The 15987-nt window shown below is 64.4% G+C and carries 14 protein-coding genes; 12 read left to right on the forward strand and 2 right to left on the reverse strand.

The features are described from left to right. The first annotated feature begins 1 nt into the window (after window position 1). The 12 genes from mtgA (at window position 2) to pyrF (ending at window position 12146) form a co-directional block, all read left to right on the forward strand. Entirely contained in the window at window positions 2-760 is a 759-nt protein-coding gene (gene mtgA, locus BG60_RS11055) for a monofunctional biosynthetic peptidoglycan transglycosylase (protein ID WP_051078888.1), read from the forward strand. A gap of 348 nt (window positions 761-1108) precedes the next feature. Next, window positions 1109-2038, forward strand: a complete 930-nt coding sequence (locus BG60_RS11060; protein WP_008342893.1) for an IclR family transcriptional regulator — start codon at window positions 1109-1111, stop codon at window positions 2036-2038. Next, the gene (locus tag BG60_RS11065; RefSeq protein ID WP_008342892.1) at window positions 2035-3009 is read left to right on the forward strand and encodes a 2-dehydro-3-deoxygalactonokinase; all 975 of its coding nucleotides are present in this window, start codon (window positions 2035-2037) and stop codon (window positions 3007-3009) included. The genes BG60_RS11060 and BG60_RS11065 overlap by 4 nt, the downstream gene beginning before the upstream one ends. Before the next feature lie 15 nt (window positions 3010-3024). Then, the gene (locus tag BG60_RS11070) at window positions 3025-3702 is read left to right on the forward strand and encodes a 2-dehydro-3-deoxy-6-phosphogalactonate aldolase (protein WP_008342891.1); all 678 of its coding nucleotides are present in this window, start codon (window positions 3025-3027) and stop codon (window positions 3700-3702) included. Further along, on the forward strand, window positions 3699-4475 hold the full coding sequence (locus BG60_RS11075; protein ID WP_008342890.1) for an SDR family oxidoreductase: 777 nt from the start codon (window positions 3699-3701) through the stop codon (window positions 4473-4475). The genes BG60_RS11070 and BG60_RS11075 overlap by 4 nt, the downstream gene beginning before the upstream one ends. 131 nt (window positions 4476-4606) lie before the next feature. Continuing rightward, window positions 4607-5614 (forward strand): arabinose ABC transporter substrate-binding protein, encoded by a 1008-nt coding sequence (locus BG60_RS11080; RefSeq protein WP_008342889.1) that lies wholly within the window; start codon window positions 4607-4609, stop codon window positions 5612-5614. A 56-nt stretch (window positions 5615-5670) separates the two neighbouring features. Next, window positions 5671-7185 carry an L-arabinose ABC transporter ATP-binding protein AraG gene (gene araG, locus BG60_RS11085; RefSeq protein WP_008342888.1) on the forward strand — a complete coding sequence of 505 codons (1515 nt, stop codon included), beginning with the start codon at window positions 5671-5673 and terminating at the stop codon, window positions 7183-7185. A gap of 18 nt (window positions 7186-7203) precedes the next feature. Beyond that, window positions 7204-8220 carry an L-arabinose ABC transporter permease AraH gene (gene araH, locus BG60_RS11090; RefSeq protein WP_008342887.1) on the forward strand — a complete coding sequence of 339 codons (1017 nt, stop codon included), beginning with the start codon at window positions 7204-7206 and terminating at the stop codon, window positions 8218-8220. A gap of 187 nt (window positions 8221-8407) precedes the next feature. Next, the gene (locus BG60_RS11095) at window positions 8408-9196 is read left to right on the forward strand and encodes an SDR family NAD(P)-dependent oxidoreductase (RefSeq protein ID WP_008342886.1); all 789 of its coding nucleotides are present in this window, start codon (window positions 8408-8410) and stop codon (window positions 9194-9196) included. Then, complete coding sequence (locus BG60_RS11100) at window positions 9187-10062, forward strand: SMP-30/gluconolactonase/LRE family protein (RefSeq protein WP_008342885.1); 876 nt, start codon at window positions 9187-9189, stop codon at window positions 10060-10062. The genes BG60_RS11095 and BG60_RS11100 overlap by 10 nt, the downstream gene beginning before the upstream one ends. An 87-nt stretch (window positions 10063-10149) precedes the next feature. Then, window positions 10150-11253 (forward strand): aldose 1-epimerase, encoded by a 1104-nt coding sequence (locus BG60_RS11105; protein WP_033536348.1) that lies wholly within the window; start codon window positions 10150-10152, stop codon window positions 11251-11253. Window positions 11254-11333: 80 nt separating this feature from the next. Further along, a complete protein-coding gene (gene pyrF / locus BG60_RS11110; protein ID WP_008342883.1) occupies window positions 11334-12146 on the forward strand; it encodes an orotidine-5'-phosphate decarboxylase in 813 nt (270 codons plus the stop codon). Window positions 12147-12155: 9 nt separating this feature from the next. On the opposite strand, the gene BG60_RS11115 is transcribed toward pyrF, so the two are convergent. Both BG60_RS11115 and BG60_RS11120 read right to left on the reverse strand, forming a co-directional pair. Next, window positions 12156-15470, reverse strand: a complete 3315-nt coding sequence (locus BG60_RS11115) for a DEAD/DEAH box helicase (protein ID WP_034471488.1) — start codon at window positions 15468-15470, stop codon at window positions 12156-12158. 15 nt (window positions 15471-15485) lie between these two features. Continuing rightward, window positions 15486-15986, reverse strand: a complete 501-nt coding sequence (locus tag BG60_RS11120; protein WP_008342881.1) for a CinA family protein — start codon at window positions 15984-15986, stop codon at window positions 15486-15488. Between the last annotated feature and the right edge of the window lies 1 nt (window position 15987).

Consider the following 15987-nt stretch of genomic DNA (forward strand, 5'->3'; position numbering starts at 1 on the left):
CATGACCACCGCGCCCGTCGGCAGCCAGGGCAGCCGCTCGCCGCGCGTGCGCAAAGCGGTGCGGCTCGGCCCTGCGCGCTGGATCGCGTACGGCATATCGGTGCTCGGCATCGCGTTCATCGCGACGCAAATGTGGTTCTTCGCGCAGATCGGCATCTGGACGATCGTCAATCCCGGTCCGACGGCCTTCATGCGCGCCGACGCGTGGACGCTCGCGAAGACGCATCCGGGCATTTCGCTGCAACGCACCTGGGTGCCGTACGAGCAGATTTCGCGCAATCTGAAGCGCGCGATCATCGCTTCGGAAGACGCGAATTTCGTCAATAACAACGGCTACGAAACCGACGCCATTCTTCAGGCGTGGGAGAAGAACAAGGCGCGCGGAAAAATCGTCGCGGGCGGCTCGACCATTTCGCAGCAGCTCGCGCGCAACCTGTTTCTGTCGCGCGAAAAGAGCTATGTGCGCAAGGCGCAGGAGCTCGTCATCACCTGGATGCTCGAGTTCTGGATGGACAAGGAACGCATCTTCGAGATCTACCTGAATTCGGTCGAGTGGGGCAACGGCGTGTACGGCGCGGAAGCGGCGGCGCGGTATTACTACAAGACATCGGCGGCGAAACTGACGGCCTGGCAGAGCGCGCGGCTTGCGGTGATGCTGCCGCGTCCGAAGTATTTCGACGACCATCGCAATGCGCCGTATTTGTCGCAACGCGCGGGCGTCATCGCACGGCGGATGGGGGCGGCGGAACTGCCGCAGTGAAATTTAGCTGGCCGCGATAAACAATGCAAAGCCCTGATAATTCAGGGCTTTTTTGTTTTCCAGAAGCTTTCGGCTGCAAGCTTCTCTCCCATTATGTGAGCATGACGATCACATATTGAATAAATCGAAGAGCCGGAACTACAATCCGGCCAAAGCCTGAAACGGCACACGCGTGCGACGACCGGAGCGACTTCCGGCGCGCACGACCAGAACAATGGAGACACGTCATGCATTCGATCGCACGCCCGCGCTCGCGGGCCTCCTTGCACGATTCGTACGCTCATTCCATCGGGGACGCGCCCGCGTGCGTCATCCGGCGCGCATCGTGATCGACGAGGGATTCGCGCCATGACCAAATTCCAGACCCCTGAAACCGACGTCGCCGAGGCGGGCGCAGCGCGCGCCAAGTCCAACGGCGCGAGCGGGACGAAGCACACACCCGATCCCGACGCCATCGCGCTGCCGAGCGCGCTCGTCGACATCACGCCGCAGCAGGCGGGCACGCAGACGCTATTGCGCGGCCTCGCGATTCTCGAAGCCGCCGCGAACGGCGCGCGCGACCTGCGCGCGTTCGGCGCGGCGCTCGGCACGACGCGCAGCACGACGCATCGGCTCGTGAGCTCGCTCGTGCAAGCGCGCTATCTGCGTCAGGTGCAGGGCGGCTATCTGCTCGGGCCGAAGCTCATCGAACTCGGCACGATCGCGCTCGAACAGATGCCGCTCACGACCGTCGCGCGCCCGCATCTGCAGGCGCTCGCCGAGCATACGCACGACACGATCCATCTCGGCGTGCGCGACGGCGACGACGTGCTCTACATCGACAAGATTCCGGGCACGCGCGGCCTGGAGATGCGTTCGCGCGTCGGGCACCGGATGCCGCTCGCGTCGACGGGCATCGGCAAGGCGATGATGCTCGACCTCGAAGCGAACGCGTGGAAGAAGCTGCTGGAAGCGTCGCATCGCGTGCTGGCGAGAATGAGCTTCAAGCCCGACAACCGCCCCGACTTCGACACCTTCCAGCAGCGCATGACGCGCTATGCGCAAGGCGGCTTCACGTTCGATCTCGAAGAGAACGAGGCGTCGATCCGCTGCGTTGCCGCGCCGGTGCGCGATGCGTCGGGCGCGATCGTCGCGGCATTGTCGGTGGCGAGCACCATTCCCTACATGCCGCACGAGCGCATGGAGGAACTGATTCCGGTCGTGCAGCGCGAAGCGCACGCGATCTCCGAGGAACTTGGCTGGCGCGCGCCGCAGGCCGCCCGCAGGATCAAGCGATGACCGCATCCGTTTCCACGCCCGCGCTCATCGCGCTCGACTGGGGCACGACTTCGCTGCGCGCCTATCTGCTTGGCGCCGACGGTCTCGCCCTCGATACGCGCGCATCGTCGGCGGGCATCATGAATCTGCCGGCGGGCGGGTTCGATCAGGCGTTCGAGGAAACCTGCGGCGCGTGGCTCGACGCGCACGCGCACTTGCCGGTGATCGCGGCGGGCATGGTCGGCAGCGCGCAGGGCTGGGTCGAAGCGCCGTACGTCGAAACGCCGGCGAACGCCGATGCGCTCGTCGCGGGCATCGTCGATGTGAAGACGGCGCGCGGCGTCGTGCTGCATGTCGTGCCGGGCGTGCTGGAGCGCGGCGTGTTGCCCAACGTGATGCGCGGCGAGGAAACGCAGATTTTCGGCGCGCTGGCGAGCGAGCCGGCGCTCGGAAACGCGGGCGGCGCGCTGATCGGACTGCCGGGCACGCACGCGAAGTGGGCGTTCGTCGCCGATGAGCGCATCGAGCGTTTCTACACCTTCATGACGGGCGAGACCTTCAGCGCGCTGCGCGATCACACGATCCTCGGCCGCACGATGCATCCCACCGCGACGCACGACGAACAGGCGTTCCTGCGCGGCGTCGATACGGCGCGCGATGCCGGTCATCCCGGCATGCTCGCGACGATCTTCAGCACGCGCACGCTCGGCCTCACGGGCCAACTGAGCGCGGAGCAGCAATCGGATTATTTGTCGGGCCTGTTAATCGGCCATGAATTGCGCGGGCTGAACGAAGTGCTTACGCGCGAACAATCCGCGCTCGCGGGAAAGCCCCTGCGCCTGATCGGCAACGATGCGCTTTGCAATCGCTATCGCGCCGCGCTCGCGCGTTTCGGATGCCACGGTGCCGCCACGGTCGCGCACGCCACCGAGCACGGCCTTTATGGAATCGCCGCGCTGGCCGGGCTGGTCGCGGCCAGGCGCGCGGCCTGAAAAGGAGAGAACACGATGCAGCCTCCCATCAATCTGCCCGCGCCCTACGGCATGCACGCCGGTCTCGCAAAGGCGTTCGCCGCGTGCCCGCTGATCGCGATACTGCGCGGCGTCACGCCCGCCGAAGCCGCCGATCACGGCCGCGCGCTCTATGAAGCGGGCTTTCGCATCGTCGAAGTGCCGCTGAATTCGCCGCAGCCGTTCGACAGCATCGCGGCGATCCGTCAGACGCTCCCCGCCGATGCGATCGTCGGTGCGGGAACGGTGCTGCATCCGAGTTACGTCGATAGCGTGAAGGCCGCGGGCGGCGAGCTCATCGTGATGCCGCACAGCGACGCCGATGTCGTGCGCGCCGCGAAGGCGCAAGGTCTCGCGTGCGCGCCGGGCGTCGCGACGCCGAACGAGGCGTTTCTCGCGCTGAAGAACGGCGCGGACGTGCTGAAGATGTTTCCCGCCGAGCAACTCGGCCCAACGGTGACGAAGGCATGGCGCGCGGTGATCGCGAAGGACGTGCCGCTCGTGCCGGTCGGCGGTATTGCGCCGGACAACATGGAGCCGTTCTTGAGCGCAGGCGCGAACGGCTTCGGCCTCGGCTCGGCGCTCTACAAGCCGGGCCAGAGCGCGGACGTCACGGCGCGGCACGCGAAGGCGTTCATCGACGGACTGGCCGTTGCACGAGGCGCAGCCAAATGAACCGCCTCGCCGGCAAGGTCGCGATGGTCACGGGCGCGGGACGCGGCATCGGCGCGGCGATCGCGCTGGCGTTCGCGCGCGAGGGCGCACGCGTCGCGCTCGCGGAACTCGACATCGGCACGGCCCGCGAAACGGCCGAGCGCATCGGGGAAGAAACCGGCGCGAACGTCATCGCGGTCGAAACGGACGTGACGCAAAGCGCATCGGTGAAGGAAGCCGTCGCGCAGACCGAAGCCGCGCTCGGCCCGCTCGACGTGCTCGTGAACAACGCCGGCATCAACGTGTTCTGCGATCCGCTCACGATGACCGACGACGACTGGCGCCGCTGCTTCGCCGTCGATCTCGACGGCGTGTGGAACGGCTGCCGCGCGGTGCTGCCGGGCATGGTCGAGCGCGGGCGCGGCAGCATCGTGAACATCGCGTCGACGCACAGCTTCAAGATCATTCCGGGCTGCTTTCCGTATCCGGTGGCGAAGCACGGTGTGATCGGCCTCACGCGCGCGCTCGGCATCGAGTACGCGCCGAACAACGTGCGCGTGAATGCGATCGCGCCGGGTTACATCGAAACGCAACTGACGCTCGACTGGTGGAATTCGCAGGCTGATCCGAAGGCCGCGCGTCAGGCGACGCTCGATCTTCAGCCGATGAAGCGTATCGGCGAGCCGCGGGAAGTCGCGATGACGGCGGTGTTCCTCGCATCGGACGAGGCGCCGTTCATCAACGCGAGCTGTATCACCGTGGATGGCGGGCGAAGCGCGCTGTACCACGACTGAAGCAAACGAGATCACGAAAGAATGACGCACTGGCCGCTGTGCGGACATCAATCAACAAGAAAGCGGCCACACACTTCGTAGCGCCCGCGCGCGGGCATTTTTCGACATCGGAAAAAGTCGGGAGACAAAAAATGAAACGCAGACTGTTCCTCACGCTGATCGCCGCTGCCACGGCAACGAGCGCGTCCATGATCGCGGCGCCGGTCGCGCAGGCCGCCGACGAGGTCAAGATCGGCTTCCTCGTGAAGCAGCCGGAAGAGCCGTGGTTCCAGGACGAATGGAAGTTCGCCGAAATCGCCGCCAAGGAAAAGGGCTTCACGCTCGTGAAGATCGGCGCGCCGTCGGGTGAAAAGGTGATGAGCGCGATCGACAACCTCGCCGCGCAGAAGGCGCAGGGCTTCATCATCTGCACGCCGGACGTGAAGCTCGGGCCGGGCATCGTCGCGAAGGCGAAGGCCGACAAGCTCAAGATGATGACGGTCGATGACCGCCTCGTCGACGGTTCGGGCAAGCCGATCGAATCCGTGCCGCACATGGGCATTTCCGCATACAACATCGGCAAGCAGGTGGGCGACGGCATCGCCGCCGAGATCAAGAAGCGCGGCTGGGACATGAAGGATGTCGGCGCGATCGACGTGACTTACGAGCAATTGCCGACCGCGCATGACCGCACGGCCGGCGCGACCGATGCGCTCGTCGCCGCCGGTTTCCCGAAGGCGAACATCGTCGCCGCGCCGCAGGCGAAGACCGACACCGAGAACGCGTTCAACGCCGCGAACATCGCGCTGACGAAGAATCCGCAATACAAGCACTGGGTCGCCTACGGCCTGAACGACGAAGCCGTGCTCGGCGCGGTGCGCGCAGCGGAAGGCCGCGGCTTCAAGGCGGACAACATGATCGGCATCGGTATCGGCGGATCGGACTCGGCGTTGAACGAGTTCAAGAAGCCGAATCCGACGGGCTTCTACGGCACCGTCATCATCAGCCCGAAGCGCCACGGCGAAGAGACGTCCGAGCTGATGTACGCGTGGATCAAGGACGGCAAGGCGCCGCCGCCGCTCACGCTCACGACCGGCATGCTGGCTACGCGTGAAAACGTGGCATCGGTGCGCCAGCAGATGGGACTGGCATCGAACTAAGTCTTTCGTGAGGGAAGCGGGCCGCGCGTGCGGTCCGCTCGAGAATAGGAGGCGATGTGTCAGCGACGCTGCGTTTTGACAATATCGGCAAGGTGTTTCCAGGCGTGCGCGCGCTCGACGGCGTGTCGTTCGACGTCAACGCCGGCGAAGTTCACGGTTTGATGGGCGAGAACGGCGCGGGCAAATCGACCTTGCTCAAGATTCTCGGCGGCGAGTATCAGCCCGATTCGGGGCGCGTGCTCATCGACGACAAGGAAGTGCATTTCGCGAGCGCGGCGGCATCGATTGCCGCGGGCATCGCGGTGATTCATCAGGAATTGCAGTACGTGCCGGATCTGACGGTGTCCGAGAATCTGCTGCTCGGCGCATTGCCGAACCGGCTCGGCTGGGTCGACAAGCGCGCGGCCAAGGCGCACGTACGCGAGCGGCTTGCGGCGATGGGCGTCGATCTCGATCCGAATGCGAAGCTGCGCAAGCTGTCGATCGCGCAGCGGCAGATGGTCGAAATCTGCAAGGCGCTGCTGCGCAACGCGCGCGTGATCGCGCTCGACGAACCGACGAGTTCGCTGTCGCATCGCGAGACGGAAGTGCTCTTCAAGCTCGTGCGCGATCTGCAGGCGGATAACCGTGCGCTGATCTACATCTCGCATCGCATGGACGAGATTTACGAACTGTGCAACGCGTGCACGATTTTCCGCGACGGGCGCAAGATCGCCTCGCATCTTTCGCTCGCGGATGTGCCGCGCGAAACGCTCGTGCAGGAAATGGTCGGGCGCGAGATCAGCGACATCTACAACTATCGCGCGCGTCCTTTGGGCGACGTGCGCTTCTCCGTGAAGAACGTGGAGGGCGATGCATTGAGCGCGCCCGCGAGCTTCGAAGTGAAGCGCGGGGAGATCGTGGGCTTCTTCGGGCTCGTCGGCGCGGGACGCAGCGAGCTGATGCATCTCGTGTACGGCGCGGACAAGAAGAAGGGCGGCGACATCATGCTCGACGGCAAGCCGATCAAGGTTCGCAGCACCGGCGAGGCGATTCGTCACGGCATCGTGCTGTGTCCGGAGGATCGGAAGGAAGAAGGCATCGTCGCGATGGCGACGGTCGCGGAGAACATCAATATTTCGTGCCGGCGACACTATCTGCGCGGCGGGCTGTTTCTGGATCGCAAGAAGGAGGCGCAGACGGCCGAGCGCTTCATCCAGTTGCTGAAGATCAAGACGCCGAGCCGGAAGCAGCGCATCCGTTTTCTTTCGGGCGGCAATCAGCAGAAGGCGATTCTGTCGCGCTGGCTCGCGGAGCCGGACCTGAAGGTCGTGATTCTCGACGAACCGACGCGCGGCATCGACGTCGGCGCGAAGCATGAGATTTACAACGTGATCTATCAGCTTGCGGAGCGCGGCTGCGCGATCGTGATGATTTCGTCGGAATTGCCGGAAGTGCTGGGCGTGTCGGACCGGATCGTCGTGATGCGGCAGGGGCGTATCGCGGGCGAACTGGCGCGCGAGAAGGCGAGCGAACAAACAGTGTTGAGCCTTGCGCTGCCGCAGGCGGAAACGGTCGCGCAGGCGGCGTAAAGACGAGAGGAGCGAATCATGGAAGCAAGAGAAAACATCGTGGGGCAGGCGACGGAAAGCGTCGCGAACGCGCTGATCCCGCAAAAGAACGACAAGCAGAAGTGGTGGCAGCAGATCACGGAGTACAGCCTGATCGTGATCTTCATCGTGATGTTCCTGACGATGTCGCTGACCGTCGATCACTTCTTCTCGATCGAGAACATGCTCGGCCTCGCGCTGTCGATCTCGCAGATCGGCATGGTCGCGTGCACGATGATGTTCTGCCTCGCGTCGCGCGACTTCGACTTGTCGGTGGGCTCGACGATCGCCTTCGCCGGTGTTCTGTGCGCGATGGTTCTGAATGCGACGGACAACACGTTCATCGCGATCATCGCGGCGGTGGCTGCGGGTGCGGTGATCGGGTTTGTGAACGGCGCGGTGATCGCTTATCTGCGAATCAACGCGCTGATTACGACCTTGGCGACGATGGAAATCGTGCGCGGGCTCGGGTTCATCGTGTCGCACGGGCAGGCGGTGGGTGTGTCGTCGGATACGTTCATCGCGCTCGGCAGTCTGTCGATGATCGGGATTTCCCTGCCAATCTGGGTCACGCTTGCGTGCTTCATCGTTTTTGGCGTATTGCTCAATCAGACGGTGTATGGACGTAATACATTGGCTATCGGCGGTAATCCCGAGGCTTCGCGGCTCGCGGGGATCAATGTCGAGCGCACGCGTGTGTGGATCTTTTTGATTCAGGGCGCTGTGACCGCGCTGGCTGGGGTCATTCTCGCTTCGCGCATCACGTCGGGTCAGCCGAATGCCGCTCAAGGCTTCGAGCTCAATGTCATTTCTGCCTGTGTTCTTGGCGGTGTTTCTCTGCTGGGCGGTAGGGCGACGATTTCCGGTGTCGTGATTGGCGTGCTCATCATGGGCACTGTCGAGAACGTCATGAACCTTTTGAATATCGACGCGTTTTATCAGTACCTCGTGAGAGGGGCTATCCTGCTTGCTGCCGTTCTGCTCGATCAGTTGAAGAATCGCGGGTCGCGGGATTGATGTTTTTGCGGTTGATGTCGTTGTTGATGTTTTGCCGTTGATGTCGCTGGATCCCGTTTTCGTGTCGGTCTATCAGCGTTGCCCCTGTGCGGGGCGGCAGTGCTAGTAGACCACTAAGAAACCGGGATCCGGCAAAAAGCGCAAAGCTAACGAGCGCGACAAGCGAAGCAAGGAGAGACAAAACCCAATGGCAACGATCGAAAAGAACCTCGCAAGATACCCCAGCCTCCAAGGCAAAACAGTGCTGATAACCGGAGGCGCAACAGGCATCGGCGAAGGCTTCGTCGAACACTTCTTCGATCAGGGCGCGAAAGTCGCCTTCTTCGACATCGACACCGACGCTGGCGAAGCGCTCGCCGACCGCCTCGGCGCAGCCCTGCAAGAAGGCCAGACCCGCCCGATGTTCCTCAACGTCGACCTGACCGACATCGACGCACTCCGCAAAGGCATCGCCGATGTAAGAGCCGCCCTCGGGCCCATCAACGTGCTTGTCAACAACGCTGCCAACGACAAACGCCACGCAATCGAAGACGTCACGCCCGAGTCGTACGATGCAGGCATCGCGGTCAACATCCGCCATCAATTCTTCGCGGCGCAGGCCGTCATCGACGACATGAAGCGCGCGGGCGGCGGCTCGATCATCAATCTCGGCTCGATCAGCTGGATGCTCAAGCAAGGTAACTTCCCCGTCTACACGACGTCGAAATCGGCAGTGCAAGGCATGACGCGCGGCCTCGCGCGCGATCTCGGCAAATTCGGCATCCGCGTGAATACGCTCGTGCCGGGCTGGGTGATGACCGAGAAGCAAAAGCGTCTGTGGCTCGACGAGGCCGGCAAGGAAGCAATCAAGCAAGGCCAGTGCATCGACGGAGAACTGCTGCCCGCACACCTCGCGCGCGCGGCGCTCTTTCTAGCATCGGACGACAGCAAAATGATCACGGCGCAGGACATGATCGTCGACGGAGGATGGGCCTGATGAATCCGATGCGAGCGCAACTTCTCATCGACAGCCAGTGTTCGCTCGGCGAAGGCGCGACGTGGTGCGCCGCGAGCGGCCGCTTCTGGTGGACCGATATCGAAGGCAAGAAGCTGTGGCGCTACGATCCGCGCGACGGCGCGAGCGAATCGTTCGACATGCCGGAGCGGCTTGCGTGCTTCACGCCGTGCGCCGATGCGCGTTTCCTGCTGCTCGGCCTCGCATCGCGGCTCGCGTTCCATGAAATCGCGACGGGCAAGATCGAAACCATCATGGAAGTCGAAGCCGATCTGCCGACGCGCCTGAACGACGGCCGTTGCGACCGCGAAGGGCGATTCGTGTTCGGCACGAAACACGACGTGGACGATGCGCAACCGGTCGGCGCGTTTTATCGGCTGAATGCGGATCTGTCGCTGGAAAAGCTGCCGCTAGGGAATTGCGCGATCTCGAATAGCATCGGCTTCTCGCCCGATGGGACGACGATGTACTACTGCGATTCGCCCACGCGTCAGATTCGCGTATGCGACTATCCGACCTTCGACAACGACCGCGTGTTCGTCGAGCTGACGGATGCGACCGGCGTGCCCGACGGCTCGATCGTCGATGCGGACGGCGGCTTGTGGAACGCGCAGTGGGGCGGCGCGCGCGTCGTGCGCTACGAAAGCGACGGCCGCGAGACGGCGCGCATCGACGTGCCGAGCGCGCAGCCGAGTTGCGCCGCGTTCGGCGGCGCGGACTTCGGCACGCTGTATGTGACGACGGCGCGCATCGGCCTCGGCGAAACAGACGCGCACGCAGGCGGCGTGTTCGTCGCGACGCCCGGTGCACGCGGCATCGCGGAAGCCGTATTTGCGGGCAAGGCGTAACCAGAACACGAGGCGGCGCGCGATCGACGCGCCGCCCGACCCATCCCGGCAACGCCGGGTTCTTCGCCTCTCGATGGAGCACGAGTCATGGCTGTCGCGCGAACAGAGCAAAGACCGAATCCTGCATCGATGTCCAAGGAACAGGCGAACGCCCGCCGTGCGCGGCTCGCCGCCGCCACCGAACCGCCGATCCGTCCCGGCCCGAGCACGGCGGTCGTCGCGATGGGCGGCGCCGATGTCGACGGCTGCATCACGCTCGCCAACGCGCATTTGCGGCTCGAACTGGCACCGTCGCTCGGCGGCGGCATCACGCGCTTCGACTGGCGGCACGAAGGCACGCTCGTGCCGATCTTCCGGCCGTGCGTCGCGCCGGGACCGGACACCGATCCGAATCAGCTCGCGTGCTATCCGCTTTTGCCGTATTCGAACCGCATCGGCAACGGACACTTTCAGTTTTCCGGACGCTCGATCGCGGTGCCGTGCAATCGCCCGGGCGAACCGCTGCCGCTGCACGGCGATGGCTGGCTCGGCGCGTGGGAAGTCGCGGATCAGGATTCCGCGCGCGTGCGTGTCACGCTCGATCGCAGCGGCGGCATGCCTTACGCGTTTCGCGCCGCGCAGACTTACACGCTCGACGAAGCGACGCTCGCCGTGACGCTCGATGTCGAAAATACCGGCGACGAAGCGCTGCCGTTCGGCCTCGGGCTGCATCCGTTCCTGATGCGCGAGGCGGACACGGAGTTGTCGGCGGCGGCGGGCGGCGTGTGGCTGTGCGGCGACGACTGGCTGCCTGTGCGGCATGTTCCGACGCCGCCCGCGTGGCAATTCGGCGTTGCGTATCCGATGCCATCGGAAATGGTCAACAACGCGTTCACCGGATGGAGCGGGCGCACGAGCGTGCTGTGGCCGAAGCGCCGCCTGTCGCTAACGATCGCCGCCGACACCGACTACTACGTCCTTTACGCGCCGCCCGGCGAAAGCTTTTTCTGCTTCGAGCCGGTCGATCATCCGATCAACGCGGTGAATCTGCCCGGCGGCGGGGAAGCGAACGGCATGACCGTGCTCAAACCGGGCGAACGCTTGTCGCGGGAATTCCGCTTCACCGTCGAGCGCACCGGGGAAGCGACGCGGCGCGGAAGGCCGCGCACGCGGGCAGGCGCGAAGGCGCGGGCACGGGACGCGGCGCGCTAAGCCGCGCCGGAAGACGCGACGGAAGATGACGCCACGCACGTTAAAATGCGTGGCATCGACGTTTTCAACATCTTCCCGCCATGTCCTTCATCGAATCGCTCAATGCCGCGTGGTCGCGGACTCAATCGCTTCTGTGCGTCGGCCTCGACCCGGAGCCGGCGAAGTTTCCCGGCGCACTCAACGGCCGCGCCGACGCGATCTTCGAGTTCTGCAAGACCATCGTCGATGCAACCGCGCCGTATGCATCGTCGTTCAAGCCGCAGATCGCGTACTTCGCGGCGCATCGCGCGGAAGATCAGCTCGAAGCGTTGATCGCGCATATCCACGAGAAGCACGCCGGCATTCCGGTGATTCTCGATGCGAAGCGCGGCGATATCGGCAGCACGGCCGAGCAGTACGCGAAGGAAGCGTTCGAGCGCTATCGGGCCGATGCCGTCACCGTGAATCCGTACATGGGCTTCGATTCGATCGAGCCGTATCTCGCGCATGAGGGCAAAGGCGTGATCGTGCTGTGCCGCACGTCGAACGCGGGCGGCTCCGATCTGCAATTTCTCACGACCGATGGCAAGCCGCTGTATCAGGTCGTCGCCAGGCTCGCGGCGGAAAAGTGGAATGACAAGGGCCAGTTGGGCCTCGTCGTCGGTGCGACGTTTCCGAAGGAAATCGAAACGGTACGCGGGATCGTCGGCGACATGCCGCTTCTGATTCCGGGCATCGGCGCCCAAGGCGGCGATGTCGAAGCAACCGTGCGCGCGGGCCGCACCGCGAACGGCACGGGCATGTTGATCAATTCGTCGCGCGCGATCATCTACGCCGGCAAGGGCGATCATTACGCGCAAGCCGCGGCCGAAGCCGCGAAGAAGACGCGCGATACGATCAATCAGTATCGGTGAGCGCGCGCTTCAACTATCGGCAATAGGCGCGAACAGCGCCTCGATGTCTTCGGCGGAGAACTTCTCCACCGCGCGCGCATCTTCGGACAGAATGCCCGCCGCGAGCGCTGCCTTTCGCCCCTGCATCTCCAGAATCTTTTCTTCGATGCTCCCGGCCGCGACGAGCTTGTACACGAACACCGGCTTTTCCTGGCCGATGCGGTGCGCGCGATCCGTCGCCTGATTCTCGGCCGCCGGATTCCACCACGGATCGTAATGAATGACGGTATCGGCCGCCGTCAGGTTCAGGCCGACGCCGCCCGCCTTCAGGCTGATCAGGAAGACCGGCGCTTCGCCCTTCTGGAAGCGCTGCACCGGCGTCTTGCGGTCAGCGGTGTCGCCCGTCAGCGTGACATACGCGAGACCGGCCTCGTCGAGCGCGGCGGCGATGATCGCGAGCATGCCCGTGAACTGCGAGAAAACGAGCACGCGCCGGCCTTCCTCGATGAGCGCCGGAAGCATCTCGAGCAACAGCGCGAGCTTGGCCGATCCCGCGGTTTTCGGCGCCCCCGGCAGCTTGACGAGCGACGGATCGCAGCACACTTGCCGCAGTTTCAGCAACGCGTCGAGCATCACGATATGGCTGCGTGCGAACCCCTGCTTCGAGATAGCGTCGCGCACCTTCTTCTGCATCGCGGCGCGCACGGTTTCATAGAGATCACGCTGTGCGTCTTCGAGTTCGACGCTGCGCACGATCATTGTCTTCGGCGGCAATTCCGTCGCGACTTCATCTTTGCGGCGGCGAAGCATGAACGGGCGAATCCGGCGCGCGAGCAGATCGCGGCGCATCGCGTCGTTCTGCTTTTCGATAGGCTTGCGCCAGCGAGAGGCGAACTCCTTTTTCGAGCCGAGAAAGCCGGGCAGCAGGAAATCGAACTGCGACCAAAGTTCGCCCAGATGATTCTCCAGCGGCGTCCCCGTGAGACAGAGCCGATGCCGCGCGCCCAACGTGCGAACCACGCCCGCCGCCTTGCTCGATGCGTTCTTCACGTAATGCGCTTCGTCGAGTATCAACAGGTGATAGTCGTGCTGCGACAGCGCTTCGTGATCGCGCCAGACGAGCGCATACGTCGTCACGACGAGGTCGTGCCGCGCAATTTCCGTGAAGCGTTCGTGACGCAACGGGCCATGCAGATCGAGCACTTTCAGCGAGGGCACGAAGCGGCGCGCTTCGTCGATCCAGTTGTTGACGAGCGTGGTCGGCACGACGATCAGCGCCGGGCTCGTGAGCCGGCCCGCCTCCTTCTCGACGAGTATGTGCGCGAGCGTCTGTATGGTCTTGCCGAGCCCCATGTCGTCCGCGAGCACGCCGGCGATATCGTGTTCGCGCAGGAATTGCATCCAGTCGACGCCCTCGCGCTGATAGTCACGCAGCGTCGCTTGAAGCCCGCGTGGGGCGTCGATGCGGCGCGTTCCCGCGACGTTGCGTAGCCGTTTCGCAAGTTCGATGACCGACGCGTCGCCATCGAATTGCCAGCGAAGCGTTTCGTCGGCGGCGGCGAGACGGCCGGCTTCGAGCGCCTGCAGCCGCAGTGACGCGTCGGCTTTCGGCTCGGCGCGGTCGAACAGGTCGATGAGCGCGCGCACGAGCGGCTTGATCCGCGCGGCGCGCAGCGCGAAGCGCCTGCCTTCGTGCGTGCGGAATTCGACGGCGTGCGCATCGTCGATGGCGTCGATCGCGCCGTTCAACCAGCGGCGATCCCGGGCGAAAAGTTCGGCGAGCAACGGTTCGAGGCGCACGCGCTCCGTCTCGACGAGGATGCCCAACTCGAGATCGAACCAGCCGTTTTCGGCGGCGCGCGCGGTCGCGTCGATTTGCTCGACCTCGACGACATCGAAGCGCGAATTGGGCGTGATCTCGATGCGCCAGCCGGCGTCGCGCAAAGCGGGAATGTCGTCGCTGACGAACGCCGGCCACGCGTCGCGCGCCGGCATGATGAAGCCGCCCGCATACGGTGAGTCGGCGCGGCTGACAGGCGCGCCGGAGACCGACTTCATCCCGCGTCCGAGCAGGCGTCCGGCGCATGCATCTTCGATATCGATCCGGCGCGCGATACGGACGAGCTCGCCGTCCGCGAGCCGCAAAAGAGCGTCGGGACTGTTCGCCGCGATCGTCACGCCGCCGTAGTCGAAATCGAGCAACGCGATGTCCAGTTCGGTCGCGGGCATATCCAGCCTGGCGGGTGCATCGAGCAACAGCGTATCGAGCGTGAGGACGGGCGCCGGCGTCGCGTCGATCGTGCGTATTCCGGTCTCGCCGTCGGAGGGCGGCGCGGGCAGATCGGGCGCGAATTCGGCGAGCGCGTTACGCACGGCGGCCGCTTCGTCGAGCGTGAGCACCGGCATCGACAGATAATCGGCGAGCAGTTCGTCCGAAATCGGTACGTCGATGGATCCGGTTTCGTTCGTAACGATGTCGATGTACAACGGCGGCTCGGTCGGCAATGTGACGTTCGATTCCGGCGACGTTTCGAGCGAGGCGAAGATCATGTCGTCGCCGTGCGGAATCCATTCGATGTTTCCGCTGCGCATCGCGCCTTCGCGCAACGGCTGTGCGAGTCGCGGATCCCGGATGTCCGGTTCGAAGTAGAGGCGGCCCGTCGCGAGCATCATCTGCCAGACGATCGCGCCGCGCTTGCCCTTGAGCGCGTAGTAGCCGCTTGAACCTCCGCGCTCGTTCCTGAGCGCACGGACGATGGGTTCATCTGCCGGCGTCACGAATTTCGGCGGATTGTTCCACTGGGCGTAATTTGGATACCACGCTTCGGTCGCGCGAATGTCGCCGTTGGTGCCGAGCCGCGCCTTCAGCATTGCGATCTCGAAAGGCAGCGCCCCGTACATGGACGGAACGAGCACATAGAGAATTTGGTAGTTTGCGCCTGTCGTGCGCCGGACCGCTGTCGCGCGTGCCCGACGCGTCGCCTCGACCTTCGCCCGAAAGCTGGAAAGCCACTGCTCGACCTCGAAACTCACGCCCGTTTGATCGGCTGCTTGCGTGCGATCCAGATAGGCGAGCAGCGTCGCCGCGACATGCTTGCATTCGTAACCGACGGGACAAGAGCAATAGCCGCGCGGCCGTTCTTCGCGGAAGGAAATCTCGACCGAGTACGGCTGTAGCTGCGTGCCGGGCACGCGCGCGCGCAGGATTTCGCCCGTCCAGCCGAGATCGCGCACCGCATTAACGTAGTCGAGCGCCTTGCCGAAGGTCTTCTGACCCATCCAGCGGGCCACCTGATCCTTGCTGAACGTGATGGAATCGGCCGGATTGTCGATGCGCTTGTTCATGCGATAGACGCTCGCTCAGCGCTCGCTCTGATCCATGAACTCCAGCAGCCTGCGCAAGGCATGCGCGGCGGCCTGCGTTCTGACCTGTTCGCGATCGCCCTTGAAATGCTGGGTCTCGATCTGCGTATTCAGACGATTGCTCCATCCGAAGCACACGGTTCCAACCGGCTTCGCCTCGCTGCCGCCCGCCGGTCCCGCCACGCCCGTAATCGATACCGAGACCTGCGCGCGGCTGTTGCGCAGCGCGCCTTCGGCCATGGCCTTCGCGACCGGCTCGCTGACCGCGCCGTGCTGTTCGATCAGCGTCGCGGGCACGCCGATCATCTCGATCTTCGCGAGATTCGAATACGTGACGAAGCCGCGCTCGAACCACGCGCTGCTGCCGGAAATATCGGTGATGGCGGTCGCGACCATGCCGCCCGTGCACGACTCAGCGGTGGCGAGCATCAGCCGTTCGGCGTGCAGCTTGTTGCCGACGCGAATCGCAAGTTGGTGAACGACGGTGTCGGTTGGCATG

The organism is Caballeronia zhejiangensis, assembly GCF_000698575.1.
Lineage (GTDB): Bacteria > Pseudomonadota > Gammaproteobacteria > Burkholderiales > Burkholderiaceae > Caballeronia > Caballeronia zhejiangensis.

What these genes read in the sequence shown, in the direction of transcription:
- mtgA (WP_051078888.1), top strand. Translation starts at nt 2, where the DNA reads ATGACCACCGCGCCCGTCGGCAGCCAGGGCAGCCGCTCGCCGCGCGTG.
- BG60_RS11060 (WP_008342893.1), top strand. Translation starts at nt 1,109, where the DNA reads ATGACCAAATTCCAGACCCCTGAAACCGACGTCGCCGAGGCGGGCGCA.
- BG60_RS11065 (WP_008342892.1), top strand. Translation starts at nt 2,035, where the DNA reads ATGACCGCATCCGTTTCCACGCCCGCGCTCATCGCGCTCGACTGGGGC.
- BG60_RS11070 (WP_008342891.1), top strand. Translation starts at nt 3,025, where the DNA reads ATGCAGCCTCCCATCAATCTGCCCGCGCCCTACGGCATGCACGCCGGT.
- BG60_RS11075 (WP_008342890.1), top strand. Translation starts at nt 3,699, where the DNA reads ATGAACCGCCTCGCCGGCAAGGTCGCGATGGTCACGGGCGCGGGACGC.
- BG60_RS11080 (WP_008342889.1), top strand. Translation starts at nt 4,607, where the DNA reads ATGAAACGCAGACTGTTCCTCACGCTGATCGCCGCTGCCACGGCAACG.
- araH (WP_008342887.1), top strand. Translation starts at nt 7,204, where the DNA reads ATGGAAGCAAGAGAAAACATCGTGGGGCAGGCGACGGAAAGCGTCGCG.
- BG60_RS11095 (WP_008342886.1), top strand. Translation starts at nt 8,408, where the DNA reads ATGGCAACGATCGAAAAGAACCTCGCAAGATACCCCAGCCTCCAAGGC.
- BG60_RS11100 (WP_008342885.1), top strand. Translation starts at nt 9,187, where the DNA reads ATGGGCCTGATGAATCCGATGCGAGCGCAACTTCTCATCGACAGCCAG.
- BG60_RS11105 (WP_033536348.1), top strand. Translation starts at nt 10,150, where the DNA reads ATGGCTGTCGCGCGAACAGAGCAAAGACCGAATCCTGCATCGATGTCC.
- pyrF (WP_008342883.1), top strand. Translation starts at nt 11,334, where the DNA reads ATGTCCTTCATCGAATCGCTCAATGCCGCGTGGTCGCGGACTCAATCG.
- BG60_RS11115 (WP_034471488.1), bottom strand. Translation starts at nt 15,470, where the DNA reads ATGAACAAGCGCATCGACAATCCGGCCGATTCCATCACGTTCAGCAAG.
- BG60_RS11120 (WP_008342881.1), bottom strand. Translation starts at nt 15,986, where the DNA reads ATGCCAACCGACACCGTCGTTCACCAACTTGCGATTCGCGTCGGCAAC.